The organism is Streptomyces sp. ISL-36, assembly GCF_018614205.1.
Classification (GTDB): domain Bacteria; phylum Actinomycetota; class Actinomycetes; order Streptomycetales; family Streptomycetaceae; genus Streptomyces.
In genome coordinates, this window is sequence record NZ_JAGGOS010000120.1 from 1 (window position 1) to 25,148 (window position 25,148).

27 protein-coding genes and 1 pseudogene are annotated in these 25,148 nt (G+C 69.4%); 14 read left to right on the forward strand and 14 right to left on the reverse strand.

The features are described from left to right. Window positions 1-206: 206 nt before the first annotated feature. The gene (locus J7E93_RS28050) at window positions 207-599 is read left to right on the forward strand and encodes a nuclear transport factor 2 family protein (protein WP_215072773.1); all 393 of its coding nucleotides are present in this window, start codon (window positions 207-209) and stop codon (window positions 597-599) included. Between the two features lie 135 nt (window positions 600-734). Here the strand turns inward: J7E93_RS28050 and J7E93_RS28055 are convergent, their stop codons facing one another. Beyond that, complete coding sequence (locus tag J7E93_RS28055) at window positions 735-1,349, reverse strand: dihydrofolate reductase family protein (protein WP_215072775.1); 615 nt, start codon at window positions 1,347-1,349, stop codon at window positions 735-737. A 689-nt stretch (window positions 1,350-2,038) separates the two neighbouring features. After that, window positions 2,039-2,728 (reverse strand): triacylglycerol lipase, encoded by a 690-nt coding sequence (locus J7E93_RS28060; protein ID WP_215072776.1) that lies wholly within the window; start codon window positions 2,726-2,728, stop codon window positions 2,039-2,041. A 1,095-nt stretch (window positions 2,729-3,823) separates the two neighbouring features. Here J7E93_RS28060 and J7E93_RS37460 point away from each other — a divergent pair. Continuing rightward, window positions 3,824-4,060 (forward strand): hypothetical protein, encoded by a 237-nt coding sequence (locus J7E93_RS37460; RefSeq protein ID WP_251067202.1) that lies wholly within the window; start codon window positions 3,824-3,826, stop codon window positions 4,058-4,060. A gap of 87 nt (window positions 4,061-4,147) precedes the next feature. On the opposite strand, the gene J7E93_RS28070 is transcribed toward J7E93_RS37460, so the two are convergent. Together J7E93_RS28070 and J7E93_RS28075 are read right to left on the reverse strand one after the other, a co-directional pair. After that, window positions 4,148-5,239: a hypothetical protein gene (locus J7E93_RS28070; protein WP_215072777.1), complete on the reverse strand. Its 1,092-nt coding sequence runs from the start codon at window positions 5,237-5,239 to the stop codon at window positions 4,148-4,150. A 45-nt stretch (window positions 5,240-5,284) separates the two neighbouring features. After that, a complete protein-coding gene (locus J7E93_RS28075; protein ID WP_215072778.1) occupies window positions 5,285-5,572 on the reverse strand; it encodes a hypothetical protein in 288 nt (95 codons plus the stop codon). A gap of 93 nt (window positions 5,573-5,665) precedes the next feature. On the opposite strand from J7E93_RS28075, the gene J7E93_RS28080 reads away from it, so the two are divergent. Further along, entirely contained in the window at window positions 5,666-6,709 is a 1,044-nt protein-coding gene (locus tag J7E93_RS28080) for a helix-turn-helix transcriptional regulator (protein WP_215072779.1), read from the forward strand. A 141-nt stretch (window positions 6,710-6,850) separates the two neighbouring features. Here the strand turns inward: J7E93_RS28080 and J7E93_RS38170 are convergent. Then, window positions 6,851-7,174 (reverse strand): annotated as a pseudogene (locus J7E93_RS38170) (hypothetical protein); the annotation flags it as partial. A gap of 201 nt (window positions 7,175-7,375) precedes the next feature. Then, on the reverse strand, window positions 7,376-7,714 hold the full coding sequence (locus tag J7E93_RS28085) for a DoxX family protein (protein WP_308368814.1): 339 nt from the start codon (window positions 7,712-7,714) through the stop codon (window positions 7,376-7,378). A gap of 1,033 nt (window positions 7,715-8,747) precedes the next feature. Between J7E93_RS28085 and J7E93_RS28090 the strand changes: the two genes are divergently transcribed. Further along, window positions 8,748-9,323 carry a dihydrofolate reductase family protein gene (locus J7E93_RS28090; protein WP_215072780.1) on the forward strand — a complete coding sequence of 192 codons (576 nt, stop codon included), beginning with the start codon at window positions 8,748-8,750 and terminating at the stop codon, window positions 9,321-9,323. A 188-nt stretch (window positions 9,324-9,511) separates the two neighbouring features. After that, window positions 9,512-10,063 (forward strand): hypothetical protein, encoded by a 552-nt coding sequence (locus J7E93_RS28095; protein ID WP_215072781.1) that lies wholly within the window; start codon window positions 9,512-9,514, stop codon window positions 10,061-10,063. A gap of 614 nt (window positions 10,064-10,677) precedes the next feature. Here the strand turns inward: J7E93_RS28095 and J7E93_RS38175 are convergent. Next, window positions 10,678-10,860, reverse strand: coding sequence for a hypothetical protein (locus tag J7E93_RS38175; RefSeq protein ID WP_308368820.1), 183 nt, complete (start codon window positions 10,858-10,860; stop codon window positions 10,678-10,680). Between J7E93_RS38175 and J7E93_RS38180 the strand changes: the two genes are divergently transcribed. From J7E93_RS38180 to J7E93_RS28110, 3 genes are all read left to right on the forward strand, one after another. Then, window positions 10,777-11,007: a hypothetical protein gene (locus tag J7E93_RS38180; protein ID WP_308368818.1), complete on the forward strand. Its 231-nt coding sequence runs from the start codon at window positions 10,777-10,779 to the stop codon at window positions 11,005-11,007. The two genes, J7E93_RS38175 and J7E93_RS38180, sit on opposite strands and share 84 nt — an antisense overlap. Window positions 11,008-11,254: 247 nt before the next feature. After that, window positions 11,255-11,995, forward strand: coding sequence for an SOS response-associated peptidase (locus J7E93_RS28105; protein ID WP_215072783.1), 741 nt, complete (start codon window positions 11,255-11,257; stop codon window positions 11,993-11,995). 192 nt (window positions 11,996-12,187) lie between these two features. After that, window positions 12,188-13,147 carry a DUF1152 domain-containing protein gene (locus J7E93_RS28110; RefSeq protein WP_215072784.1) on the forward strand — a complete coding sequence of 320 codons (960 nt, stop codon included), beginning with the start codon at window positions 12,188-12,190 and terminating at the stop codon, window positions 13,145-13,147. A 211-nt stretch (window positions 13,148-13,358) separates the two neighbouring features. Here the strand turns inward: J7E93_RS28110 and J7E93_RS28115 are convergent, their stop codons facing one another. Continuing rightward, window positions 13,359-14,282, reverse strand: coding sequence for an RNA polymerase sigma-70 factor (locus J7E93_RS28115; protein ID WP_215072785.1), 924 nt, complete (start codon window positions 14,280-14,282; stop codon window positions 13,359-13,361). Window positions 14,283-14,444: 162 nt separating this feature from the next. After that, complete coding sequence (locus tag J7E93_RS28120) at window positions 14,445-14,918, reverse strand: carboxymuconolactone decarboxylase family protein (protein WP_215072786.1); 474 nt, start codon at window positions 14,916-14,918, stop codon at window positions 14,445-14,447. A gap of 171 nt (window positions 14,919-15,089) precedes the next feature. On the opposite strand from J7E93_RS28120, the gene J7E93_RS28125 reads away from it, so the two are divergent. Beyond that, window positions 15,090-15,476: a DoxX family protein gene (locus J7E93_RS28125; protein ID WP_215072787.1), complete on the forward strand. Its 387-nt coding sequence runs from the start codon at window positions 15,090-15,092 to the stop codon at window positions 15,474-15,476. Between the two features lie 160 nt (window positions 15,477-15,636). Here J7E93_RS28125 and J7E93_RS28130 read toward each other — a convergent pair whose 3' ends face one another. Beyond that, window positions 15,637-16,200: an NADPH-dependent FMN reductase gene (locus J7E93_RS28130; protein WP_215072788.1), complete on the reverse strand. Its 564-nt coding sequence runs from the start codon at window positions 16,198-16,200 to the stop codon at window positions 15,637-15,639. Between the two features lie 133 nt (window positions 16,201-16,333). On the opposite strand from J7E93_RS28130, the gene J7E93_RS28135 reads away from it, so the two are divergent. Next, window positions 16,334-16,789 (forward strand): hypothetical protein, encoded by a 456-nt coding sequence (locus tag J7E93_RS28135; protein WP_215072789.1) that lies wholly within the window; start codon window positions 16,334-16,336, stop codon window positions 16,787-16,789. Between the two features lie 347 nt (window positions 16,790-17,136). Here J7E93_RS28135 and J7E93_RS28140 read toward each other — a convergent pair whose 3' ends face one another. Next, complete coding sequence (locus J7E93_RS28140; protein ID WP_215072790.1) at window positions 17,137-17,946, reverse strand: alpha/beta fold hydrolase; 810 nt, start codon at window positions 17,944-17,946, stop codon at window positions 17,137-17,139. 138 nt (window positions 17,947-18,084) lie between these two features. On the opposite strand from J7E93_RS28140, the gene J7E93_RS28145 reads away from it, so the two are divergent. Then, entirely contained in the window at window positions 18,085-19,008 is a 924-nt protein-coding gene (locus J7E93_RS28145; RefSeq protein WP_215072791.1) for a helix-turn-helix transcriptional regulator, read from the forward strand. Window positions 19,009-19,218: 210 nt separating this feature from the next. Then, window positions 19,219-19,758, forward strand: a complete 540-nt coding sequence (locus tag J7E93_RS28150; protein WP_215072792.1) for a hypothetical protein — start codon at window positions 19,219-19,221, stop codon at window positions 19,756-19,758. A 240-nt stretch (window positions 19,759-19,998) separates the two neighbouring features. Here the strand turns inward: J7E93_RS28150 and J7E93_RS28155 are convergent, their stop codons facing one another. Further along, window positions 19,999-20,868, reverse strand: a complete 870-nt coding sequence (locus J7E93_RS28155; RefSeq protein WP_215072793.1) for a LysR family transcriptional regulator — start codon at window positions 20,866-20,868, stop codon at window positions 19,999-20,001. Window positions 20,869-20,990: 122 nt separating this feature from the next. On the opposite strand from J7E93_RS28155, the gene mgrA reads away from it, so the two are divergent. Beyond that, window positions 20,991-21,983: an L-glyceraldehyde 3-phosphate reductase gene (gene mgrA, locus J7E93_RS28160; RefSeq protein WP_215072794.1), complete on the forward strand. Its 993-nt coding sequence runs from the start codon at window positions 20,991-20,993 to the stop codon at window positions 21,981-21,983. 53 nt (window positions 21,984-22,036) lie between these two features. Here mgrA and J7E93_RS28165 read toward each other — a convergent pair whose 3' ends face one another. Further along, entirely contained in the window at window positions 22,037-22,756 is a 720-nt protein-coding gene (locus J7E93_RS28165) for a recombinase family protein (protein ID WP_251067203.1), read from the reverse strand. A gap of 65 nt (window positions 22,757-22,821) precedes the next feature. Here J7E93_RS28165 and J7E93_RS28170 point away from each other — a divergent pair, with 65 nt between their 5' ends. Continuing rightward, window positions 22,822-24,084, forward strand: coding sequence for an MFS transporter (locus tag J7E93_RS28170; RefSeq protein WP_215072795.1), 1,263 nt, complete (start codon window positions 22,822-22,824; stop codon window positions 24,082-24,084). A 189-nt stretch (window positions 24,085-24,273) separates the two neighbouring features. Here the strand turns inward: J7E93_RS28170 and J7E93_RS28175 are convergent, their stop codons facing one another. After that, window positions 24,274-24,909 (reverse strand): class I SAM-dependent methyltransferase, encoded by a 636-nt coding sequence (locus J7E93_RS28175; RefSeq protein WP_215072796.1) that lies wholly within the window; start codon window positions 24,907-24,909, stop codon window positions 24,274-24,276. Window positions 24,910-25,148: the final 239 nt, after the last annotated feature.

Genomic DNA, 25,148 nt, shown 5'->3' on the forward strand with positions numbered 1-25,148 from the left:
GGCCACGGCCTTTCACCGCCTCGCCGCACTTCCCCGCCCGGCCAACTGACAGCTACCCATCCTGCCCGCCCACACCCCAAAGGACCCCGGAGAACCCGACCACCGCGCCGGGCACTCACCGTGCCCACGGACCGACACTGCCTCGAACAGCCACACTCAACCGCCCGGCAACCCCAACCGAAACGGCGAGGCTAACGGAGGCTGTAATGACTGATCACCCGAACATTGCCGTGTTTCAACGGGCCATGGCCGCCTTCGCGGTAGGTGACATGGAGACGCTGGCTGAGGTATTCCACCCCGACGTGGTGTGGCACAACGCCGGCCACGGCCCGCTGGCGGGCGACTTCCGTGGTCGTGAGGCCACCTTCGCCCTGTTCCAGCGGGAATTTCAGATGTCAGGAGGCACGTACCGTCCGCGACTCCACGATGTGCTCGCCAACGACGAGCACACGGTCGCCCTGCTCCATGCCACGGCCTCGCGTGAAGGCAAGGAGCTCGACATGGACTACGCGATCGTCTTCCACATTCGAGACGGCAGGATCATCGAGGCCTGGGGCCTGTGGTCCGATCAGAGGGCATACGACGAGTTCTGGTCGTAGCGCCGGCAAGCTGTCACTCACCGGTGCGGCACCCCAGAAGCTGAGCTGGAACCCCTCCGGGGGTGTCGCTTCGAGGTGAGACCGGGAGTGAGGAAGGCCGGCCTCCCGGGGTGCCGACCTGATGAAACGATGTAGTCAGAGGACGTCGTAGGTCAGGTGCGTCGCGGTCGATGTCGAGATCACGCTCCGCTGCATCAGCGTGCGCGGCGCTCCCCCGGTGAACAGTGGTGTCCCGGCGCCCAGCACGATGGGCGCGAGGTGTAGCGTCAGCGCGTCGAGCAGCCCGGCGTCGAACGCCGAGCGGATCGTGGCGCCGCCGCCCATGAGGATGACGTCGAGGTCCTTGCCACTGTCCGACGACGCCGCCTCGGCTCGCTCGCGCGCGGCGGTGACGGCGTCGGGCAGACCGGTGGTGACGAACGTCCAATCGAGGTTGGTGGTCCGCACCGACTCTGGTGGCGAGCTCGTCACGACGACGAAGGCGGGCTTGCCGACCTCGCCGGCGCCGTAGCCGGACGTGTCGTCCCAGCCTTTCGGCCCGTCGACCACATCGAAGAGGTGACGGCCGAGGATGACAGCGCCCGAGCGGGCGGTCCCCTCGCTCAGGAACCGGCGGTCGTCGGGGTCGTCGGAAAACGCCCAGGTGTGCAGGGCCTCGCCGCCCGTCCCCAGACCGTTGTCCGGGCCGGGGTCGGGCCCGGTGACGAAGCCGTCGAGGGAGACCGAGATGTCAGCGATGATGCGAGTCATACCAGGGCAGACTCGATTCACCGCCCAAACTCATCGCTCATGCAAGGAACGTGTGCGGATGCGACCCCGATAGCCGCGTCCGGCGTACCGATCGACCTTCGACTGCGACTTCCTCATCGGACCGCCGGAGCCGACCGGAACGACCCTCCGTCAGCAACCCTCCCTTCCCCGGGCTGGAGAGCCATTTGTGTGGTCGTGATCAAGAACGTGATCAAGAACATGTCTCGCGCGGCCGCCGCACTCTCCATCGCCCTGAGCTCGCTCGCCGAGGCCTGGACTCCGGCGCCTCCACCGGAACGGCGGCGCGCCGGGAGGCCTACGCCAATGACCAGGACGCCACCACCAGCCTGGCGGCGGTGACCGCGCGGACGAACCGACAGAAGGCGAACCCCGGGCCCGGCCGCCTGGATGCCGCCGTCCCCGAACTCCACCTGCGCTACCTTTTTTTGCCGAGTGGACCGCGACCAAGCTCCGCTGCGCCCTGCCCGCCGACCAGGGCGAGATCGACGTCATCAAGGTCTGAGCCGGCGGCCCGGGCGGGCAGCAGGTCGTCCACTACACGTCGGGGCCGTAACCCCCGGCATCAAGCCTCCGGCGCTCGCATCGTGCGCCCGCGCACGCGGGCGCGCCGGGGAGCCGTACGCCGACGAAGCCTGCGACAGGGACAGGATCCCTGCCGGTGCCGGGGGTCAGCTGTTGATCATGTCCCGGGTCTGGGCGTACACCGTCGCGTCGCTGAGCAGCCCGCTGTGGCTGATGCAGGCGGTCCTGGTGTTGGACGCTCCGGACACAGCCACGGAACTGTCCGGATTGATCACCGTGTCGCACGGCGACCACCAGGTCGCGTACCGGGATGCCCCGGGGGTTTCGTCGCCCGAGTTGAGGGCGTTCAGGAAGCTGGAGCCGATGCGCATCTCGGTGCAGGACGTGTCGAAGCAGCTGTTGGCGCTGTCGGTCCCGTGGTTGGGACCGCCCAGCGACACCCAGGCGTCGACTTTTGACGTCCCACCGAGGTTCTTCAGGTAGTAGCGCGAGGACAGTCCCCCCATGGAGTGGCTGACGATGTCGACCTTGGCGGCGCCCGTGGCGGCGAGCAGACGGTCGACCTCGGTGGCGAGTTGTTGGGCAGTGGTGGCGTTCGACTGCCGCCAGTCGTACGCCCACTGGTCCAGGTGGGAGGAGGGCCAGCCGTCGGTCCTGAAGCGGTCGGCCATGGTGTTCCAGTTGCTGCTGTCGCCGCTGTAGCCGTGTACGAACAGGATCGGGTTGCTGGAGGATTGGAAGTCGGAGAGGGTTGATGCTTGAGCGGGACCCGATGCCTGCAGGGTGAGGAGGGCACTGGCCGCAGCGATGGCCGTGGCCACGAGGGATTTCTTCACGGGGAGTCTCCGAGGGTGGGTTCGGAAAGTGCTCGGGAGCGCATCAGTGGGCAGGGGGACAGTGCTGGGGGGGTTCCCGGGTCACGAGATTCCTCTGGGACGTGCGAGGGCATGCCGTGGGGACGGTTCGCCACAGCCGCATGGGAAGGACACCGGTGCCGTTCGAGGGGTGGCGTGAGCGTACTGGTGGGTAAGGACGAGTCGTCAAGATGCGTGCCGGGTTTTTCTTCTCGGTTCCGGTGTCCGCCTGGCCCTCAGCGCCAATGTGCTGTTGGTTGCCCGCTTATCGCCTGGGTTCGCCGGGAGCCCGAGGTATCAAGCTCCCGGCGCTCGCATCGTGGCCCGCACACACGGCGCGCCGGGAGGCATACGTCCACCAAGGCTGCGACAGATACAGGTGAGCCCAGCCCTCGGGATGGACGCTGACGGGGACGATGGACCGCCGGGGTGGAGGTTGAGCGGCCCACAGGTTGGAGGCGGGGCGTGCGTGTCGCTCCGTCGTGGACAACGAGCCGACGGGCCGTCGGGCACGGCCTCGGCCTGCGGGGGGCCGCCGGCCTCCTGTCGACGGTGATAGGCCATCAGCTGACGCGGGCAGGCCGCACAGGCTTCAATGGCGCCTGGCCACGCCAATATCCCCGCCCCCGTCAGCCGCCCTGGAGACGATCGCGGGTAGCGCTGCGCTGGACGCAGTGCTGGCTTGTCTGCGCGCGCGGCGGCCGGTGTTCCACTCCGAGGCCGATCTCCAGCACAGCTTCGCCCTCGCGGTGGGCGAGGTCGCGCGGAAGGTCAGGTGCCGTCTGGAGGTCCCGGTGCGCGGGAGCGACGCGTCGGAGTACCTGGCCATGCTGTGTATAGGGCCGGCGGGTCGTATGGCCGTCGAGTTCAAGTACGTGACCCGGCAGCGGTCGGGCACAGCAGGGACGCCGCCCGAGGAGTACATCTTGCGCGGGCACAACGCGCCGGACGTGGCGCGTAGGGACTTTCTGCGGGACCGTAGGAAGGCTGGAACGCTTCTGCGACCGTGAGGACCAGAACGGGCTGGCCCTGCTCATCACGAACGAGACGTCCCTGTGGCTCCCCAGGCAGCGCAGGATGCCCACCAGGGACGAGGAGTTCCGCATCCACGACGGCCGCCACGGCCGCGAGCTGAGCGGCACCTTGCTGTGGGTCGGCGGCTCCTTCCCGGCCAACACCCGAGTGCTGCGCGGCGCCTACACGCTCGCCTGGCGCCCATACACGCAACTGGATGGCCCAGGAGGCGAGTTCCGCTGCCTCGCGGTGTTCATCACTCCGAACCCGGTTCAGCCCCCGCCGCCGCACGGGGCGTAACCAGCAGACTGTCCCGCGCGCCAGCCGGCGTGCGCCTGACGAGGCCGGCGATCTTCCCCGGTTGCCGGTCGATCCGGACGCGCTTGATCAGTACAGGCCTGTGGGTCGGGCGTAGCCCGGCACGACGGATGCGTCAGGGGCTGTCCGATGGGTGGCGAGGCTGGTCGGAAAGGTTCGACCCAGCGGCGGGGGTGGGACGCGAAGGGTGCGGTGCGTGGGTATGGGCGTCGCGACCTCGTTGCCGTGTGACGAACGCCGACTTGCTGCGGGTGGGTTACGTCTCGGCACTCTCAGTACTGCGCGGCGGGACTCCGCTCGCGTCTCGCGAGCGAGGATCGTCAGGAAGCAGATCAGGGCGAGAGGGGCGGCGTAGCTGCCTGCTCGCTCGATGACCTCGAATCCCGCGCCGTACGCCCCGCTGGTCACGTACAGCATCTCTGTCGAGATCTTCCAGGCGCAGATGAAGAGGAGCAGGCCGGTTGTCGGCGCGGCCACCAGTACGAATACGCCGAGCGCGATCTCGAACCAGCCCACGGCCTGGCTCACGACCTGCGGATCGTCGGCCAGGGAGGTCAGGCCGATCGACCTGTAGTGCTGGGTGAGGATCGGCTTGTCGGCGAAGATTCCGTAAGCACCGTGTCCGATCAGGAAGGCACCGATGATCAACCGGAAGGCCCGGGCGAACCGCCGCGCCCGCTTCCGCGTCAGACGCGGGACCCCGCGGATCCGCTCGGTCCACTCCCGCCGGGAGGTCCCAAGGCCGTGGAACAGAAGGAGCGCGAGAGGAATGCCGAAGTTGTAGGAGCGTTCGACGACCTCCCACCACGACTCCCCGCTCAGCGGGCGCAGCAAGGCGGTGAACAAGCCCCAGAACGCCATGTAGGCGAGTGGGGCCCGCGTGGGGCGCACCAGCACGAGGAGTCCGAGCGTGATGTCGACGACCCCGGTCATCGGCATCAGCACCCAGGCTGCCGACGGGGGTATCCCCATCACCGCGTAATAGTTGAGCCAGGCCTCCTTGCCCATGATTCCGAAGGCCCCGTGCCCGATGAACTCGGCCGCGATCGCGACACGCAGAATCCAGTGGATCTTCCAGGCCGACGGATTGGCTTTGAGCTCCTCCACCCAGCGACCGGTGGTGGCCGCGGTCCGAGCGGCCCGAATGTGCGATGTGGTCATGATCGATCAGGCTTTCTGAGCTCGTCGCCGATAGAAGAAGTCGATTCAGGTCTCCTCGTCCGTCTCGAGGATCCGGGTCCGCGGTATCCCGGCGAGTGCCGGCGCGTTGTCTCGTGAGGCCCAGACCCGGGCCTGGAGGAAGCCGAGGAACCGCTCGGCTTGGTCCGTGGTGTCGAAATCAAGGCCGATGATCACGTACGTCGGGTCGTCCAGCGGGCGCTGGACCCGGTGCCTCCGTACGCCCGCCTCCTTCCGCACGGGCGCGAATCGGTCGAACGCGCTCTTCCACACGGCGAAGTCGGTGATCTCATGCTCGATGTGCAGGGTGCACATGACGTCTCCTCGGTCTGGTGCCTCCATGCTGGACAGCGGTCGGGGGCTCGGCACATCCCAGATATGTGGGGAATCGCGACATAGGCTCGAACCATGGCGTCCTCTGCCGCGTACGCGCGGTCACACGAGCGTGTCGTCCGCCTCTGCGAGGCCGGCGGCGACTCCCGTCACCTGCGTCTTCGCCTCCTCGACGAGCTGCGCGCAACCGCAGGGTTCGACGCCTACGCGTTCCTGCTCACCGACCCGGAGACCTCGGTGGGCTGCGCGCCGGTCGCCGACGTACCGGCCATGCCCGAGCTGCCCCGACTGATCCGGCTCAAGTACCTGACCGAGGTGAACCGCTGGACGGCACTGGACGACGTCGCCCTGCTGAGCGAGGAGCAGGGCCCCACGCGCAGCTTGCTCTGGCGCGAGCTGCTGCGCGGCTACGGTGTGCGTGACGTCGCCTCGATGGCGTTCAAGGACCGCTTCGGCTGCTGGGGCTTCCTCGACCTGTACCGGTACGACCGGGACTTCACCCGCGCGGAGGCCTCGTATCTGTCCCGCCTCGCCGAGCCGGTGACCACGGCGTTGCGCCGCAGCCAGGCGGAGACTTTCGTCATACGGCCACCCGACGCGCCGCGCCCAGGCCCTCTCGTGCTGCTTCTCTCCCGCGACCTGCTGGTACATGGCCAGACCCCGGAGACGCACGCGTACCTTAGCGTGCTGGTGCCGCCCCAGCACGGCCGCCCGCCGATCCCCGCGAGTGCCTACAACGTCGCCGCGCAGCTACTGGCCGTCGAGGCAGGAGTCGACACGAACCCTCCGCGCGCCCGCGTCCACCTGGCGGACGGCCTGTGGCTGACGCTGCGCGCCGCCCGGATCGGCGAGGCGGATCCACCCGAACGGCGCGATATCGCCGTCACCATCGAGGAGACTTCGCCGACCGAGCGGCTCGCCGTGTTCACCAAAGCGTTCGCCCTGAGCGCCCGTGAGGCCGAGCTGCTCAGCCACCTGGCGAAGGGCGGCGACAGCCACGCGGTGGCCCGTCAGATGTTCCTTTCCGAACACACGGTTCAGGACCACCTCAAGTCGATCTTCGCCAAGACCTCGACGAACAACCGCAGAATTCTGCTCACCCGTGCGCTCGGAGCCTGAGCTGCGGCGCAGGTGGATGGGGAGCCGCGGCGGGGTGGACGGGCCGGGCTCGGCGCGTGCCAGGCTGCGGCTCGGTCAGGGCGCCGCTACCGACTCTCGGCGGCGTCCCTGGCGGTCCGCCTCGTGATCGGATCCTCCTGTTCATGTGGCGCGCCACGTGGGGGCGGATTCGGCCGTGAGTCCGCGGGTCATGAAGTCGACCGCGAGGTGGATCACGCTCTGGAGCGGTGCGGGTGCGCTCGTCGTCGCGGGCGGGGCGGGCGGCGGTGGTTGACGAGCCGACCGACTCTGGGTGCGCTCGACGGGCGAGTGGCGGGGCAGGACGGCAAAGCCCCTGGTCTTGGGTCGCCGCGGGCAACGCGGAATGTGCATCTCTCCTGCCGCCGGAACGTTCGTAGATGTCTTGATGCGTTGCGAGTCGATGACGCACGCACTCGGTTCCTCCTCCCGGCCCGCCCTGGACCGAGCACACGTGGCTGGAGGTGCTGTTCCTCGGCGGCGACGAGAAGCACAACCCCGTCGTTCGACGAGTCGCGCGAGGACGCCGACCGGCCCCTGCTGATGCCGCCGCGCACAGCAGTGAGCGCTAAAGGTGGAGCTGAGCTCGATCCCGCTCTCCGTCGTACGGTGGCCGTAGGACCACGGGCGACACGTCCAGGCGCAGGCTCAGCTGATGTGGAACAACGGTCCCGTGATCGTGAGACCGAGGTCGTGGCCCGCGTACGAGAAGAAGACGAGCAGAACCGGACTGGCGCCACCCAGACCGAGGTCCTTCATGAACTGCGTCATTTCCATCTGGCGGGCCTGGGCGTCGCTCTCCTTCCAGAAGGCGTGCATGATCACCGCAGTCGGGATGAGGAACACGGCCAGGAACAGCGCGCCCAGGTCCGCCCAGAGCCCGAGCGCCACCATCACGCCGCCCGCCAGTTTCAGCAGGCCACTGCCCACCGTGACGCCGGCCGCAGCGGCGGACGGGACGCCGCGGCTGGTGGCGTAGCCGGTCATGGCCTTGGTGTGGGTCAGGTGATTGAGGGCCGGGAGCCCAGGAATACCAGCGCGAAGAAAATGCGTCCGATGAGCACCAGGACGTCCATCGCGACCTCCCGGAAACGATTCGGCCGGTACGGCGCCAGGCCGTACCGGTGCTGCCGAAGAGGCTGCCGGCGAGGTCGTCGTCCAGGAACTGGCGGATCTTGTCCGTCAGGGTCCCTGGGTGGCTTCCTCCACCACCACCATGACACAGCAGCCGCTGCGCGCAGCTTCCCACGCGTCAGCGCCCCTCAGCCCTCTTCTCCCCGCCATGAAGCGGCCGGACGCGTAGTGCGGCAAGGGGTCACGATGCTGTGCCCGCCACCAAACCCCTCACGGATGGCGAGGGCGGCAGCGCCCCGGCACGAGCTGCGGCCCGGTGTTGCAACGCCTCGAACGACAGCCGGCCGTCCTCCGGTCGACACCAGCGACTCGACGTCGAGGACCAAGCCACACGGCAGCCGCTCCGCGGCCGCCACCAGATCAGGGAACGATCCCGGCTCAGCGATCCGCGCCGGGTCTGCACCAGTACACCGCCGCCCGGCACGGCCGGAGAGAACATCAGCGCGCGGTGCCCGTCGAACCTCTGACCCAGGGCGGCGCCACCCGCCGGCACGCCGGGAGCCCGGCACCGACTCCGCAGCCTGCGCCGGCATCGGCTCCACCGGAGGCCGCACACCCCACTGCCCACTGCCCACTGCCCGCCTCGCCCGTGTCAGGGATCATCACGGCCTGGTGGAGGACGGACGGCGGGGTGCGATCGAGTGACCGAGCCGCGCGGCGCTGTGACTCTCAGTGATAGAGGGCCACAGGCAGCGTCACGTGGCCACTGTCTCGTGCCACCGATCGTTGATCACGCGCCATTCGAGTGGTCAGGGCCACTTCTGGTTGGCATAGCGATGAGTTTCGGGAGCGTGCTGGGTCTAGGGATGCGACGGTCGCCGAAGCCCACCCAGAAAAGATCGCCAGTCTGTACGGACACTCATCAACCGCACTCGAGGAGAACGACATGACTGCTACCTACACCTTCGACGTCTTTTCGAGCCTCGACGGCTACGGCGCCGCAAGCGCCAACTGGACCGGCTACTGGGGTAAGCAAGGCCCCGAATTGCTCGACCACCGCCTTGCCTTGTACGACGAGGAGCAGCGGATGGTCTTCGGGGCCAACACGTATCGTGCGTTCGCGCGGATGCTGGCCTCGAGCACCGAGGAGTCCGAAGTGCGTGACCCCTGGGTTACTCGGATGAGGAGCCTGCCGGCAACGGTGGTGTCGACGACGCTGGAAGGCCCCCTCGACTGGCCGGACGCGACCGTCGTGAGCGGTGACGCCGTCGACGTCGTCGCCCGGCTCAAGGAGGAGTCCGAGGTGCCCTTGCGCTCGCACGGCAGCTTGTCGTTGAACCGGGCGCTGATGGCCGCCGGCTTGGTCGACCGCTTGCAGGTGACGCTCTTCCCTGTCATCACCGGTCGGACCGGGCTGGACCCGATCTTCCAGGGTGCGGCCGACTTCGACCTGGAGCTGGTCGAGAACCGGACACTCGACGGTCACATCCAAGAGCTCATCTACCGACCCACCCTCCATTGACCTGGTATCACCTGCTGCCTGCGCCCAGCCAATGACCGGCTCTCACACGAGACGGATCGGCTCACGGGGTAAATCGAACGGTGTTCCCGCCGGAGGAGTAGCCGGGGGCCGCCCTGTCGGTACCCCGTGGCACACTCCTCCCTTGATCACGAGGGCGTACGACCCTCGCGACCTGGGAGGGTACGACTGTGCGCAGGACGAAGTGGGCCGCCATGGCGGTAGCGGTCATCGTGCTCGGAGCCGCGGGCTGCGGCACGAGCGACGCCGGCACCGGAGTGGCCGCCGCCCCCGTGCCCACGTCGCCCCGGCCCCAAGGCACCGGGCCGCTCACGAAGGAGGTCGTGCGCACGGACCTCGACACCTCGGCTGCGGCCGCGGGCGTTCCGGCGAACGCATCGGAATACGCCCGTGTGCCCGAGGACGCTTCGGCCGGCTCGCCGCGATCGTGCGTAGTCGGTTTCAAGGGCTTCGGTACCGAGGCCACCCCGGTCGACGTCGCCCGTTACGAGGCGGTGGTGGGCGAGCTGCGCAAGCGCGACTGGCAACAGCCACGGGACCGGAAGGAGCGCAAGGGCGTGGACGACGGGGTGATCTACGAAGCCCAGGTGGTCCTCAAGCAGCGCGGCTGGACCATGGTCGCGGAGTACCGGACCGCCCCGGAGGACGGCGTGATCACCCTGATGGCCTTCGAGGACGTGTGCATGAAGAAGAACGGCGCCGACGCGGGCCCAGTCGGCTGACCTGTGCGAGGCCGCCTTCGGCGACGCCGACCGGCTCGCCCCGAAGGTGCGGGTGATGTCCCTGCAGCAGGCCCCTGGCGCCGGCCTCATCGGCGACCGCACGGCCGTCGACAGCTCATCGACTCCGCCGACCAGCCCATCGGTCAGGTCGACGATGACCTGCCCTGGGGCAATGCCTGTTCGCCGAACGCCCGGCTATCTCGAAGTGCAGCGGGCCACCTGCTACGGGCGCCTCGGGCTCGGCGCGGAGGCGGGCGCGCTGTGGTCGCAGGTCCTCGACGTCGTGCCGAGACCGCTCGCCGGAACCGCTCGCCGGGACCGCGGCGTCTACATGGCCATGCATGCGACGGCTGCCGCGGCCGCGCGAGCCGGAACAGGCGCTGGAAATCGCGCGCACGGTAGCGGACATCGCCGTCGCGACCCAGTCCGCCCACATGAAACGGGAGTTAAAACCCCTGGAGCGAGCCATGCGGTCCTCGCGCCCGTGAACGAGGGGAACTGACGTGGGAGTACCTGCACCACTGTGCGACGAGGAGATCACCGCGCGTCGCGAGCTGTGCTGCCCGGGTGGGAGCGGATGGGCGACGTGATCACCCGCACCTACGCGATCCGTATCACGCGGCCGTGGCGGCGATCGTCACCATCGCGCACCGGTCACGCGAATCCAGCACCACGCCGACCTGGAACTGCGCATGGATCGCCTGCGGGCGTCCATCACCACCCACGACGCCGGAAACCGGCTGACCCAGGCCGATTTCGACCTCGCCCGCAGGAACGATGCCATCGTCGCCGCCCACCAGGCGCTCCCCCTCGACTGGCCACTGGTCCGAGCAAAGCCATCTCACCCGCCCGGAGGGCCAACAGCCGCCGAGGGTCCCAGCATGCCGATGTGCCTTCGAGCCGGGCCCGGCGGCTCAATGACAGTCTCCTTGTTGGGCCCGTGAGGTCCCAGAAGCCAGACCCAGCAGGTTCCGTTTTCTGTGTCTGAACACTGCGGGCGCTCGTCACCGTACGTCTGACGAAGATGTACGGCGGGCGGTGATCGCGCCCTTGCGGTCGCATGAAGACATTTTCCGACGGCACGGAGCCAGTGTCGGCGCGGACAGGCGGTGTCGGCAGCTGCCGGGGCCGCTGGCCGCGCCACGCCCCTGGCAGTACGTCGCCTCCGGACATGCGTGGCACAGTGGCTCCATGTGTGGCCGATTCGTCTCCACCCGCAGCCCCCAGGAACTCGCCCCGCTCTTCCGGGTCAGCGACATCGAACCGGAAGAGACACTCGGCCCGAGCTGGAACGTCGCCCCAACGGACCCGGTGTGGGCCGTACTCGAACGCGCCCCGCGAGGTGGTGACACGGTGACCCGCCGATTGCGGTCGCTGCGATGGGGACTGGTGCCCTCATGGGCGAAGGACCCGGGCATCGGTGCGAAGATGATCAACGCGCGAGTGGAGTCCGTGCACGAGAAGCCGGCATACCGGCGCGCGTTCGCCGAACGCCGCTGCCTGATCCCGGCCGACGGTTTCTACGAATGGGTGTCCGTACCGGCCACCACCGCCCGCAAGGCGTACAAGCAGCCCTACTTCATCCACCCCGCCGACGAAGAGCCGATGGCGATGGCCGGCCTGTACGAGTTCTGGCGCGACCCCAGCGTCACCGAAGAGGGCGATCCTGCCGCCTGGTGGGTCACCTGCACCATCATCACCACCGAGGCCACCGACGCGGCCGGCCGCATCCACCCCCGCATGCCTCTCGCCATCGACGCGGGTGATTACGACGCCTGGCTGGACCCCACGCACCACGACACGGACCACCTCCGCGCTCTGCTCCACACCCCCGCCGACGGACGCCTCGACGTCCGGCCCGTGTCCACCGCCGTCAACAACGTCCGCAACGACGGCCCCCACCTTCTGGATCCCGCCCCCACCGCCCCCTGACCATCGCGGAGTTCAAACTCGGCTCGACGCTTTCGCCCGGGGACCGTGCACCCGGCTGGGCACCGACGGCGAACTACGCGAGGTCTCGTTGATCGCGCAGGCCGCGCCGCGACGTCGTGGCGCTCGATGGGCGGGATCCACGTTGTGTTAATTCACGAGCGTGCGCCCACCGCACGCCACACACTGATCAGCATGACGGCCCTGCACATCAATCCCCTGTTCTCCCGCCTCGAAGGTGCCGAGCGTGTACTCGTCGCCGGTGCCGGAGGCGGTTTCGACATCTACTCAGGCCTGCCGATAGCCCTTGCCCTCATGCACCAGGGCAAGGAGGTCCATCTGGCAAACCTCACGTTCAGCGCGGTCGAAGGGCTGCCCATGGACGACTGGCTCGCGCCGGACGTGGTGGCGGTGACCCCCCATTCCGCACCGCACCAGGCCTACTTCCCCGAGCGGACCCTGGCCCAGTGGCTTGCACTGCACCGCTACCCCAGCACCGTCCACGCGTTTCCTCGCACGGGTGTCCAGCCGCTGCGCGCGGCGTACCGAGCGCTCATCGACCACCACCGGATCGACGCAGTGGTCCTGGTCGACGGCGGCACCGACATCCTGATGCGGGGCGACGAGGCGGGTCTCGGGACTCCGGAGGAGGACCTGACCAGCGTGGCGGCGCTGGCCGGACTGGACGACGTACCCGAACGCTTCGTGGTGTCCGTCGGCTTCGGCGTCGACGCGTACCACGGCGTCAGTCACGGCCTGGTGCTGGAGAACATGGCGGCGCTTGAGCGCGAAGGCGCCTATCTCGGCGCCTTCTCGATATCCCGTGCGACGCGGGAGGGCGCGCTCTACCTGGACGCGGTCGCCCACGCGCAGGACCACACCCCCGATCACCCCAGCATCGTCAACGGCTCTGTCGCGGCTGCGGTCCGTGGCTCCTTCGGCGACGTCCGGTTCACCCCGCGCACCGGGGACAGCGAGTTGTTCATCAACCCCTTGATGTCGCTGTGCTTCGTTTTCGAACTGCAGGGACTGGCCGCCCGATGCCTCTACCTCGACCGGATCGAGGACACGCATCTGATGCGCCAGGTCAGCAGTGCGATCGCGGAGTTCCGTGACGAAGTTGTCGCGCGCCCGCCCCGAAAGATCCCGCACTGACACCCGCTCGGGTACGGGCAGGGGGCGGCGGCGGGTACCGAGCACGAGAAGGACCTGGGCGCGAGCTGCTCGACTTCTCCGCTGCCGGAGCCGGGGGCCACTGGATCTCTCCCTGAATGATCCACCTCCTCGTCGGCAAGGAGCTCGGGTACGAGCCGGCCTGCAACTGCTCGGGAGCGTCCGGTCCTGCGCTGCCAGGCTGGTCCCGAGGTCACTGCGTCCGCTTGCGGGCCTGTTTCACCTCCCGGTCGACGGCCCAGGCGTCGGCGACGGGGCCGAGATGGCCGAGCTTGTCGGGGTTGATGACCGAGCGGATGCTCTGGATCTGACCGTCGAGGACGTCGAGGGCCAGGGCGTGGAGGACCTTGCCGTCCCGGTCACGGAAGACCGCGCCCGGCTGGCCGTTGATCTCGTGCTGTTCGCACGTGATGTCGATCCGGGCCATGAGCGGGTAGACGGAGGCGAGCAGGCGGGCCACGCTCTCGGCGCCGACGACGGCCTTGGCCAGCTGCGGGGCCTTGCCGCCGCCGTCCCCGACGAGCTGGACGTCGGCGGACAGCAGGTTCTGGAGCCCGCCCACGTCACCCTGCGACAGTGCCTCGAAGAACCGCGTCGCCAGTTCCTGCCGCTGCCGGCGGTCCGCCTCGAACCGGGGGCGCCCCTCGCTCATGTGGCGGCGCGCCCGCACCAGCAGCTGCCGGCAGGCCGCCTCCGAGCGCCCCACAGCCGAGGCGATCTCGTCGAAGCCGAAGGCGAAGACCTCCCGCAGCACGAACACCGACCGCTCCAGCGGGCTGAGCCGTTCCAGGAGCAGCAGCGCCGCCATCGACACCGAGTCGGCCAGCTCGGCCGCGCGTTCGGGGTCCTCGTACGGATCGTTCAGCAGCGGCTCGGGCAGCCACGGTCCGGTGTACTCCTCCCGTCTCACCCGGGCGGAGCGCAGGACGTCGATCGCGATACGGGTCACCGTGGCCGACAGGAACGCCTTGGCCGACACGGGCCGGGTCGTCGAGGCGTCGAAGCGCAGCCACGTCTCCTGGACCGCGTCCTCCGCCTCGCTCACGCTGCCCAGAATCCGGTACGCGATCGAGAACAGCAGCGGCCGCAGCTCCTCGAACTCCTCGACCTTGCTCACGCGGTCTCCCCCTCGCAGTTCCTTGGCCCGCCGGCCGGGCCGGCGCCGGCAAGACATCCTTTGGTGATCATCCAATTTTGTGGGCGGGTGAACAACGCCCGCGCCCCACATGGCGCGCCCCGGCCCCGAACGGCCTGGGCCGGGGCGCGGGCTAACGGCTGTTCAGTGGAACTGGCCGACCTCGTAGTCACCGGCGGGCTGCTGGGTGATGATGTTCAGCCGGTTCACCGTGTTCATGAACGAGACCAGGATCACCAGGGCGGTGAGCTGGTCCTCGTCGTAGTGCTGCGCGGCGCGGGCCCAGACCTCGTCGCTGACCCCGTCGGCCGCGTCCGCGACCCGGGTTCCCTGTTCCGCCAGCTCCAGGGCGGCCCGCTCGGCCTCGGTAAAGACCCTCGCCTCCCGCCACGCCGCCACCAGAGCGAGCCGGACCGCCGTCTCGCCGGCGGCTGCGGCCTCTTTAGTGTGCATGTCGATGCAGACCGCGCATCCGTTGATCTGGCTCACCCGCAGTGCCACCAGCTCCTGTGTGGTGGCCGGCAGCGACGACTCCTTCAGCGCCTTCCCGGCCGACATGAAGTACTTGAGGGCCTTGCCTGCGGTCGGGCTGGCGAAGTAGTTCAGTCGTGCGTCCATCGTGTGCTCCTCGTGCCGATTGGTGACTTCACTGCCCGAGACGAGGCAGCCCGCGTGGCTGTGACACGGCGGGATGTGACCCACGTCTCTCCACGGGAGGCGTTCGGAGATGTCACAGGACGGGCCCCTGCCTCGTCTCGGGTACGGAAGACCTCGATCAAGGAGTTGACGATGAACGTCGCGCTGTGGATCACCGCCGGACTGCTGGCCGCCGTCTGCCTGGCCGGCAGCGCCAAGCTGTTCGTGCCGCAGGAGAAGATGGCCGCCATGGGCGGCGCCTCCGCGCAGTGGGTCCACGACTTCAGCCCCGCCGCCCTCAAGGCCATCGGCGCGGTCGAGGTCCTGGCAGCGGCCGGACTGATCCTGCCCGCCGTGCTCGACATCGCGCCGGTCCTGGTACCGCTGGCCGCCACCGGACTCGTCCTGCTGTTCATCGGCGCGATCACCATGCGGCTCCGTCGGGGCGAGAGGACCACGACCACGGTCGACCTCGTCTACCTCGTCCTGGCGGGGTTCCTGGCGTGGGGCCGCTTCGGCCCGGAGTCCTTCATCGGCTGACACCCGCCCCATCCTGTGGCCGGGCTCGTGGCCGTGGCGGGATCACCGCCAGGGCTTTGAGGGCATCGTGTTCAAGTTCCGTACGGCCCGGCCCTGGAGGGATCTACGGAGAGGCCCGGGCCCTGGCGGACGGCTTACAGCTTCCGCCGCAACCGCCGCTCTATGCCTGGTCGAGCGATGCGGCCCTTCCGTGGACCTGCGCCAGCAGCCCAAGCACCTTGCCGAGCTGCTCGCGCACCTCCTCATCGGTGATGACGCCGTCTGCATCCACCATCCGGCGGTCCACCGGAATCTTTGCGCAGGCCGACTCCACGATGTTCGCGCCGGTGTAGCCGAGCACTGTCCGCAGCGTTTCCTCCGCGCCTTGGCCGCGGCCGGGGGCGGCCGCGTTGACCCAGGCCACGGGCTTGTCGCAAATCTCGGTGCCCCCGACCGTCCAGTCCAGCAGGTTCTTGAACGCGCCCGGCAGGGTGCCCGCGTACTCCGGGGTGCAGATCAAGACAGCGGCCGCCTCGTCGATCGCCGCGCGCAACTCGGCCACGGGGGCCGGGAGGGGATCGGTGTCGTCATCGGGGTTGAAGTGCGGAAGCGCCGCCCAGCCGTCGTACATGACGGTACGCACCTGCGAGGGGGCCACCGCCCGCGCGGTACGCAGCACGGCCTCGTTGGAGGAACCGGTCCGCAGGCTTCCGGACAGCAACAGAACCACAGGCAGCGTAGACATCCACCCAACTTACTGCCCCGTCGCGCTCCGGCAGCGGCTTCGCCCATCCTCCGCCAACCACCCGTAGGGCGTGTCTTCTTCGTGGCATTGGTCGGCCGCAGCAGAGTCATCCTGCCGTGCGAAGCTGTGCGCCATGGCGCCTTCGATAGTCCGTGGACTTGCTCTGCCCGCCCGATTGACGTCCCTCATCGATCGCGATCTCTGGCGTCACCCGGGCGATGCCGTGCTGGCAGAGGTCATCCCGTGGTTCGAGGACCCGCTTGCCTTCGTGTCGAACCCCGAGCAGATGGGGTTCGCGTCCCGATCGATGGACATGTTCGCGGACGATCCACACTCCGCATTCTTCCGCGAGGCACGCGGAAGCAGGGCCACCGCCCCGCTCGAACTGCCATGGCTTGACGTTGAACAGGCGGTGCTGATCGCCGTCACTCGCAACCCTGGTGATGACGGCGCCCTGGCGCTCGACTACCGGACTGATCCCTCGGACCCTCGCGTTGTCGGCAGCGACTTCTGGACGGATCCCCTTCTGTGCCAGTGGCGGGTTGTAGCACCGACTTTCTCGGCCTTCGTCACAAGCTTGGGCCTGTAGATTCCGTGGCCATGTCACCGGCGTGCCGAGAAGCCGCCTGGCCTGCGGTGACGCGGAAGTCAGGGGGTCGTGCATGGCTGTCGCTGACGAGGTGGGTTGTCGTGCTCCCTCCGCGACCGCTCCTCAGGCCGTCGCGGGAGCGTCCAAGCCCGTGATCGCCGGGGCTCGAACCGCCCCGGCACCCCTTTCCCCGGCAGGTGCGGTGATTCCACGCGATGGCCTCCGAGGTGCGGCGGTGGTCGGCCCACCGCAGCCCCCGGACCGATCAGCCGCAAACCGTGGCGAAGCCGCCGTGAGGCTGGGCAGTTCATGACTGGCCCGTGCCGGTGGAGCGGGGGCGTGCCCGGTCACGGCGTGAGGAAGGTGTGCTCTTCGATGAAGTCGGTCACGAGCTTGACGAAGGTGTCCTCCTGTTCGAAGAACATCACGTGGCCCGCGTCGATCTCCGCGTAGGTGCTGGACGGGATCGCGGCGTGGAGGGCGCGGCTGTGCTCGACGGGGACGGTGATGTCCTGCGTGCCGCCGAGGACAAGGGTGGGGGCTTCGATGCGGGGCAGCAAGTGGCGGATGTCGACGCGCAAGTCGTAGGCGATGTGGCGCAGAGTTCCTGGCGTGGGCGGCATGTTGGGGATCAGTGCCTCGAACTCGTCGCGCCCGATGGTGTTCAGGAAGCCGCGGCTGAAGCCGGTCATCGCCACGGCGCGGCCGAAGGAGGCGGGGTCGCTGGTGCCGAGGTTCTGCCAGAGCGTGAAGAGGCTGCGGAGGTACTCGTCGCTGTCGGTGTGGGCCCAGCCTGCCACCAGGATCAGGCGTCGTACGAGGTCGGGACGGAGTGCGGCGACGGTGGCGGCGACGGTCACTCCCATGGAGAAGCCGAGCAGGTCGACAGGTCCGTCGGCCGCGTCCTCGATGACGGCGATGACCTGGGCGGCGAGCCCTTCTGCGGTCAGCGGGGCGCCGTCGTCGACGGTGGCTTCCGTGCCCGACAGGTCGGGGGTGATGACGGTGCGGTGTTCGGTGAACCGCGGCACGGTCTGCCCCCAGTTGACGGCCGCACCTCCCGATCCGGTGCCGTGGACCAGGACGAGCGCGGGGCCGGCGCCGGGGCCGGTCTTCTCGTAGTGGACGTGTGCGCCGTCGACGGTGATGGTGGCCATGGAACGCTCCCTGTCTTGGGTCGCCGGGGCCCGGTGCTCCGGCCCGACTCACTCTGCCGCCGTGGCGACCGGGCCGGGAGAGACCTCTTCACCCTGGGATCGGGAGTCCCTGGTTGAGCCGTCGACGCGTACTGCAGGATGATCACCATGACGATCGACCGTGCCGCTCTCGCCGACTTCCTGCGCCGTTCACGCGACCGGGTGCGCCCGCAGGATGTGGGTCTTCCCGTCGGGCAGCGCAGGCGTACTCCGGGGCTGCGCCGCGAGGAGGTCGCCCAGCTCGCCGGGATGTCGGCCGACTACTACATCCGCCTCGAACAGGCCCGCAGCCCGCAGCCGTCTCCGGAGATGCTCGCCGCGCTGGCCCGCGCCCTGCGCCTGTCCGAGGACGAACGCGACCACCTCCATCTCCTCGCCGGTCGACGCCCGCCCGCCGGCCGGGTATCCGGCGACCACGTCGGGCCTGGGCTGCTGCACCTCCTGGACCAACTGCCCACCACCCCGGTCCAGGTACTCAGTGATCTGGGTGATGTCCTGGCCCAGAACGCCATGGCCGAGGCACTTCTTGGCGGGGTGTGCACCGTGTCCGAGCACGGTCGCAACACCATCTGGCGCTGGTTCACCGATCCTGCCCAGCGTGCCGCCTACCCGCCTGATGAGCACGACTACTACAGCCGTCTGCACGTCGCCGACCTGCGGGCGTCCGTGGGCCGGCGGGCGGGTGATGCCGCGGCGACGCGTCTGGTGGAGCGGCTGAGAGAGGCCAGCGAGGAGTTCAGCGCCCTGTGGGAACTGCACGAGGTCGCCGTACGCCGGGCCACGCGCATGCGGGTGCTGCACCCGCTGATCGGCCCGGTCGACCTCGACTGCCAGACCTTGCTCGCCCCGCAAGGAGACCAGCGGGTGATCCTCTACACCCCGCCCGTCGGCAGCGACACCGCCGAGCGCCTCGCCCTGCTCAAGGTCGTGGGGACCACCCAATTCACTGGGGCCGTGCGACAAGCGGATTCCGCCGCGACCGCCGACGGCGTAATGCAGCACGACAGCGGTATCGGGGGATGAGGTCTCTGACGCCGCGTGGGCGGTGATCGAGCCGTTGGCCGCCCCGTAGGCCTGGATCGGGTCGGGTCCTGGCAGACAGGGGTGCGCCGCCCGGTCAGTGAGGCCTTCGGCGGCCTATCGGCAGCGCAGGCCGGCAACTCCAGAACGAAGGCACGGGGCAAAGCACCGGGATCCCCCTCCACCCGGACAGAACCGCACTACAGTGCGGACATGTTCAAGTCAGGGGTGGGGTTCCTCGCGCTGTTCGGTGTCGGCTGGTGGCTGCTGGGCACAAGTGCGTTCGACGGCTGGGTCCGGCCGGTCGCGATCGTCGTGGGGTGCTTACTCGCGCTGGGTCTGATGGTGGCGGCGAGGCGGCTCCTGCCCGCATCCGCGGGGGGACCGTTCCCGGCCGAGCGCCGGCGGCGGTTCAACCAGGTCAACGCACTTCAGTGGATCCTCATCATCGCCATCGCCGTGGTGTGCGGCCGTGCCGGTTTCCCGGTGCTGATTCCGCCACTGGTCGCGCTGGTGGTCGGACTGCATTTCCTTCCTCTCGCGGTGGTCTTCGAGCAGCCGCGTCTGCGTGTCCCCGCCGTCCTCCTGATCTTGGCGGGGTTGGCCGGCCTCGCCGTGTGGGCGACCGAGAGCCCGGCTTCGACGGTGCGCCTGGTGGTCGGCGTCACCGCCGCGCTCTCCTTGTGGGGTACGGCCGCCTGGACGGTCACCGGCGCAGCGCCCGCCCCCCGGACGGCTACGCCGATGCCCTGAGGACCAGCGGTCGAGCCCGCCGCCGCTCCACCGCGGGGGGGCGACAGCTCCGCGCCGATCGCGCAGGCCGGCGGTCCTCCTCTGCCAGCGTCGCTGTGCCAGGCCGCTGTTTCACCCGGCGGAGGCACCGCTCCGCGTGGTCGCGGCCGATCGCGCAGGCCGGCGGTCCTTCCCCTACCAGGGTCGCTGTGCCAGGCCGCTGTTTCACCCGGCGGAGGCACCGCTCCGCGTGGTCGCGCTTCAAAGGAATGCCATCAAGGCGCGGGCGGCAGGGCTGGTGGCCTGCGGGGGCGGGAGCAGCGCCACCGTCTCGTAGACCGACTCGCCCGTGCCCTTCACGGGTATGGCGCTCAGGGACTCGCGCTTGTGTCGGAAGTGCCGTGGAACGGCGGCGACTCCGAGGTTCTCGTCGACCAGATCCAGCAGGCTGTGTACGTCGTTCACCTCCAGGCCCACCTTGCGCCGTACGCCCGCGGCGGCGAACGCGGCGTCCGTGGCCCGTCGCGGGCCCCAGTCGGGGTGGAAGTCGACGAAGACCTCCTCAGCGAGGTCGTCGGGCGCGAGGGCCGGCCCGGCCGACGCGAGCGGGTGGTCGGGGTGGCACAGCAGGGCCATCGGCTCGGCGGTGAGGGGCACCGAGCGCAGCTGGTCGGAGTCGGCCCGACTGCGGTAGGCGAAAGCCAGGTCGAGACGCCCGGCGGCGACCTCCTCGGCCAGATCGAGGGAGCCCGCCTGTCGCAGCCGGATCTCCACTTCCGGGTGCCGCCGTCGGAACGCGGCCAGCAGTCCCGCCGCGTGCACTCCGGCGATGCACTGCTCGGTGCCCAACGCGAGTGTTCCGCGCAGCACGCCCTGCACGGCCGCCACCGCCTCACGCGCGGTCCGCACCTGAGCCAGGATCCGTTCCGCCTCCCCCAGCAGCGCTCGCCCGGCCTCCGTCAGCGTCACCCGGCGAGTGGTCCGTACGAACAGTGGCGCCCGCAGCTCTCGCTCCAGCGCCCGGATCGACGCCGACAGGCCCGACTGGGAGACCATGAGCCGTTCCGCGGCCCGGGTGAAGTGCTGGTCCTCGGCGACGGCGACGAAGTGCTGGAGGTGGCGCAGTTCCATGATTGAGAAGCGTATCCGCTGAATTCCATCGGATTCTTCTGTTGGACCGATGCCCGCAGGTGGAGGGAGATTGGGTTCGGCCCGACCACCGGGCTCCCCCGTCCTCATGCCATGGAGTCGCGTTGTACACCGCACACCCCGACCGTTATGCCGACATGCCCTACCGGCGAGCCGGACGCAGTGGCCTCAAGCTTCCCGCGCTCTCGCTGGGCCTGTGGCACAACTTCGGCCCGGACCGTACAGCGGAGACCCAGCGCGACATTCTGCGCCGCGCCTTCGACCTCGGGATCACTCACTTCGATCTGGCGAACAACTACGGGCCGCCGCCCGGCGCCGCCGAGTCCGCCCTCGGAGGTTTCCTGCAGACGGACTTCGCGCCTTACCGTGACGAACTGATCATCTCCACCAAGGCCGGTTACCTGATGTGGCCGGGCCCGTACGGCGAATGGGGCTCGCGCAAGTACCTGTTGTCGTCGCTGGACCAGAGCCTGAGGCGGCTGGGTCTGGATCACGTCGACGTCTTCTACTCGCACCGCTTCGACCCGGAGACTCCCCTGGAGGAGACGATGGGTGCCCTGCACTCGGCGGTCCAGCAGGGCAAGGCGCTGTACGTCGGCGTCTCCAACTACTCGGCCGAGCAGACCCGCAAGGCCGCTCGCATCCTCGGCGAGCTGGGCACCCCACTGCTCATCCATCAGCCGCGCTACTCGATGCTCGACCGGCGTCCGGAGGACGAGGGCCTGCTGGACGCCCTCGACGCACTCCAGGTCGGCTCCATCGCCTACTCCCCGCTGGAGCAGGGTCTGCTCACCGGACGGTACCTGGACGGCATCCCCGATGACTCGCGAGCCGCGAGCGCCAGCCCCTTCCTGCAGCGCGACGCCGTCACTGAGGACCTGGTGGGCCGACTGCGCGCCTTGCACGACATCGCCGGGTCCCGCGGGCAGAACCTGGCGCAACTGGCCCTCGCCTGGGTGCTGCGCGGTGGCCGCGTGACCTCAGCCCTGATCGGCGCGAGCAGCGCACGCCAGCTCGATGACAGCGTGGCCGCCATCAGGAACCTCGACTTCGACACCGAGGAACTGGCCCGCATCGACGCGCTGGTCAGCCCGTGAGCCGCAGGGATAAAAACAGCCCGCGAGCCGCATCCGTAGGCGGATGTTGATGATCACGGGTTCCGGGGGGCCGGTGCCCGGCGCACGTGGCTGGGGGTGGCGGCTGGACCCTCCCCCACCGCGAGCCGGGGACCGGGGCCGGGGCGTCCGGGTCGGCGGCCGTGTACTCGGGCAGGAGGTAGGCGACGGCGGTACGGATGGCACCGCGGCTGACGTCGTGGTCGCGGGCGAGGGCCGCGATGGACCGGCCCTCCAGGTACGCGGTGGGACGGTACCGGTCTTCGCGGCGGGGACGGCGGGTCGGCGCCCGCCCTTGTTGCCCTTGGCCTCGCGGCCCGCAGTCCGTCGTAGGTCAGCTCCCGCTGGAGGTCGCGTTGGAGTTCGTCGGCGGCGGCGAGGGTCGGCACCATGAACTTCGCGGTGGGCAGCAGCTCGCCGCTGCGTGGGGGTCGGGCGGTGAGGTGATCGCGGAGAACGCCCGGTCGTGGATGCGCAGCGCCACCTGGTCGCGATTGGAGGACGTCGAGCCAGTCGAGGATGTGACCGGTGCCGCGTACCAGGCGGAACATCTCGAAGATGTGGACGGTGTCGCCCGGCCGCGCGTAGGCGAGCAGTTCGCCGAACTTCGGTCGTTCCGGATGGAGGCGGCGGGAGATCCCGACCTCTTCCTCGAAGAGGGTCGGGTCCTCGATCCCGGCCTCAGCGAGGACGAGGTCCTGACGGTCGGTCGACTGCTGGTCGGTCGACACCCGCTTGTAGACCAGGTCGGCCATGCCACTCCCCGTTGTGGTGGTCGCATTCGACGGCGGGTTCTGCGACCGCTGCTAGCCTGCCGACCATGATCAAGGGCAGCCTGGCAGGCCGAATAGCCCGCATGGCGGGGGACAGTAGGCCGGAGCGCGTGCTGGTCGCCGCCAGTTTCGTCAACCGGGTCGGCAACGGTCTGTTCAACGCGGCGTCGGCGCTCTACTTCACCTTGGTCGTGGGCCTGCCCGCGGTGCAGGTCGGCGCCGCGCTCACCATCGCCGGAGTGATCGGCTTGTGCGCGGGGATACCCGGAGGGCATCTCGCCGACCGGCGCGGGGCGCGCACGATCATGATGCTGGCCCTCGCGGTCCAGGCGATGTCGATGGCGGCCCTCGTCCTCGTCGAGAGCTGGGCCGCGCTCACGATCATCGCGACGGTCGACCAGATCGCCGCGGCGGCCGGTGGGGCGGCCTGGGGCGCTCTGGTGGTCCGGGTCGAGGGTGATCGCCCGGCCCTGTTCCGGGCCAAGTTGCGCACCTTCGTCAACCTGGGAGTCATTCTCGGAACGGTGGGTGCCGGGCTGGCGCTGGCCGCGGACACCCGTGGCGCCTATGTCACGCTGATCCTCGGCAACGCGGCGAGCTTCGCCCTGTGCGCGGTGCTTCTGCTCCTGCTGCCCCGCTATCCGGTGCTGGCAGCACCGCCGCAGCAGGGTCGTTGGCTCGCTTTCACGGACCGCCCGTTCCTGACGTTCACCGCCCTCTACGGGGCCATGGGGCTGCAATACCCAGTGGTCTCCCTGCTCCTGCCGATCTGGATCTCCGAACACACCGAAGCGCCGCGCTGGACGGTGGCCGCACTGTTCGCCGTCAATGCCGCCTTCTGCGTACTGATGCAGACCAGGATCGGCTCCCGCATCGAAAGCCCGCACGACGGCGGCAGGGCGTTTCGCACCGCGGGGCTGCTCTTCCTCGTCAGCTGCCCGATGATGGCGCTGGCGGCGTACACCCCGGTCTGGGCGGCAGCGGGACTGGTCCCGGCAGCGATCTTCGTCCATAGCCTGGCAGAGGTCTGGGAGTCCTCGGCGGGCTTCGCCCTGGGCTTCGGCCTTGCCCCCGACCATGCCCAGGGCCAGTACCAAGGTGTCCTCGGCCTCGGCTTCAGCGCGGGCCAGGCTCTTGCCCCCGCGATCCTCACCACGGTGGTGCTCGGCCTCGGCACGGCGGGCTGGCTGCTGCTGGCGGTGTTCTTCGCGGCGCTGGGTGCTGCCGGCCCGTCTCTTGCCCGCTGGGGCATGCGGACCCGGCCGCAGCCAGGCGTTGCTGCGGAAGTGTCGGGGATGACCAGGGAGTAGGTGCCAGGAAACTTCCGCCTTGCGTGGAAAGTGCGAGTGCGTGTGCGTGTGCGTGTGCATCGCGCTGCCGCTGGAGTAGTGACCTGGCATGGGTGGCCAGGAAGTGGTGCCCGGGCCCGGCCGTGGTCGTCGCGGAGGATCGGGGTGTCGGAGTGGTTGTCCCCCGTGTGGTCCCGGCGGTCCTCTGAGCTACGCCCGCATCAGCAGGTGGCCCCGGCGGAACCGCTCCTCCTCGCCGGGCGCGCGCAGCATGCGGCCGACCTCGACGAAGCCGAACTCGCGGGCCAGGCCAGCCAGTTCGTCGATCGGCCATCGGTAGGCCGTCGTCACCTTGTGGTCGAACGCCGTCACCGGCCCGCCCTCGGACTCGAAGAAGCCGAGCAGGAGGATGCCCCCGGGGGCCAGGACCCGGCGGAACTCGGCGAGGTACGACCGTACGTCCTGCGGCGGAGTATGGATGACCGAGTACCAGGACACGATGCCACCCAGCGCGCCGTCGGCCAGGTCGAGGGCGGCCATCGAGCCGACCTCGAACCGCAGGTCCGGGTGGGCCGCGCGGGCGAGGTCGATCATCACCGGCGAAAGGTCGACGCCGAAGACGTCCAGTCCCTGGTCACAGAGGTGCGCCGTCATGTATCCGGGACCGCATCCCAAGTCGGCGACGGGCCCGGCATCGGTGGCGCGCGCGAGTTCGGCGAACGCGGCGAGAACCGCGCGATCCAGCGGGAGTCCGTCGAGCCCCTTGCGGACCAGATCTGCGTAGAGAACGGCGACGGCGTCGTAGGCCTCTGCTGTGGCACGGAGGTGCGAGGAGGTTTCGGTCACGCGAAGGATATTAGGGCTCGCACGCTCGCGTGCGGCGAACTGAGGATGGCGGGGCCGGCGTCGGCAACCCTTGCCCTCAGGACTCCCCCGAGGTCCACGCACGGACGTCCTACTCCGCGCGGGCGATCCGGATCGCCCCTTCCCGCGCGCTTATCTGAGCGTGACGAGTGACCGAGTCCGTTCCCGGGGTACGCCCACGGCCGCCAGGGCGCCTGCGACGGTGGCGTTCGGGGCGGTGG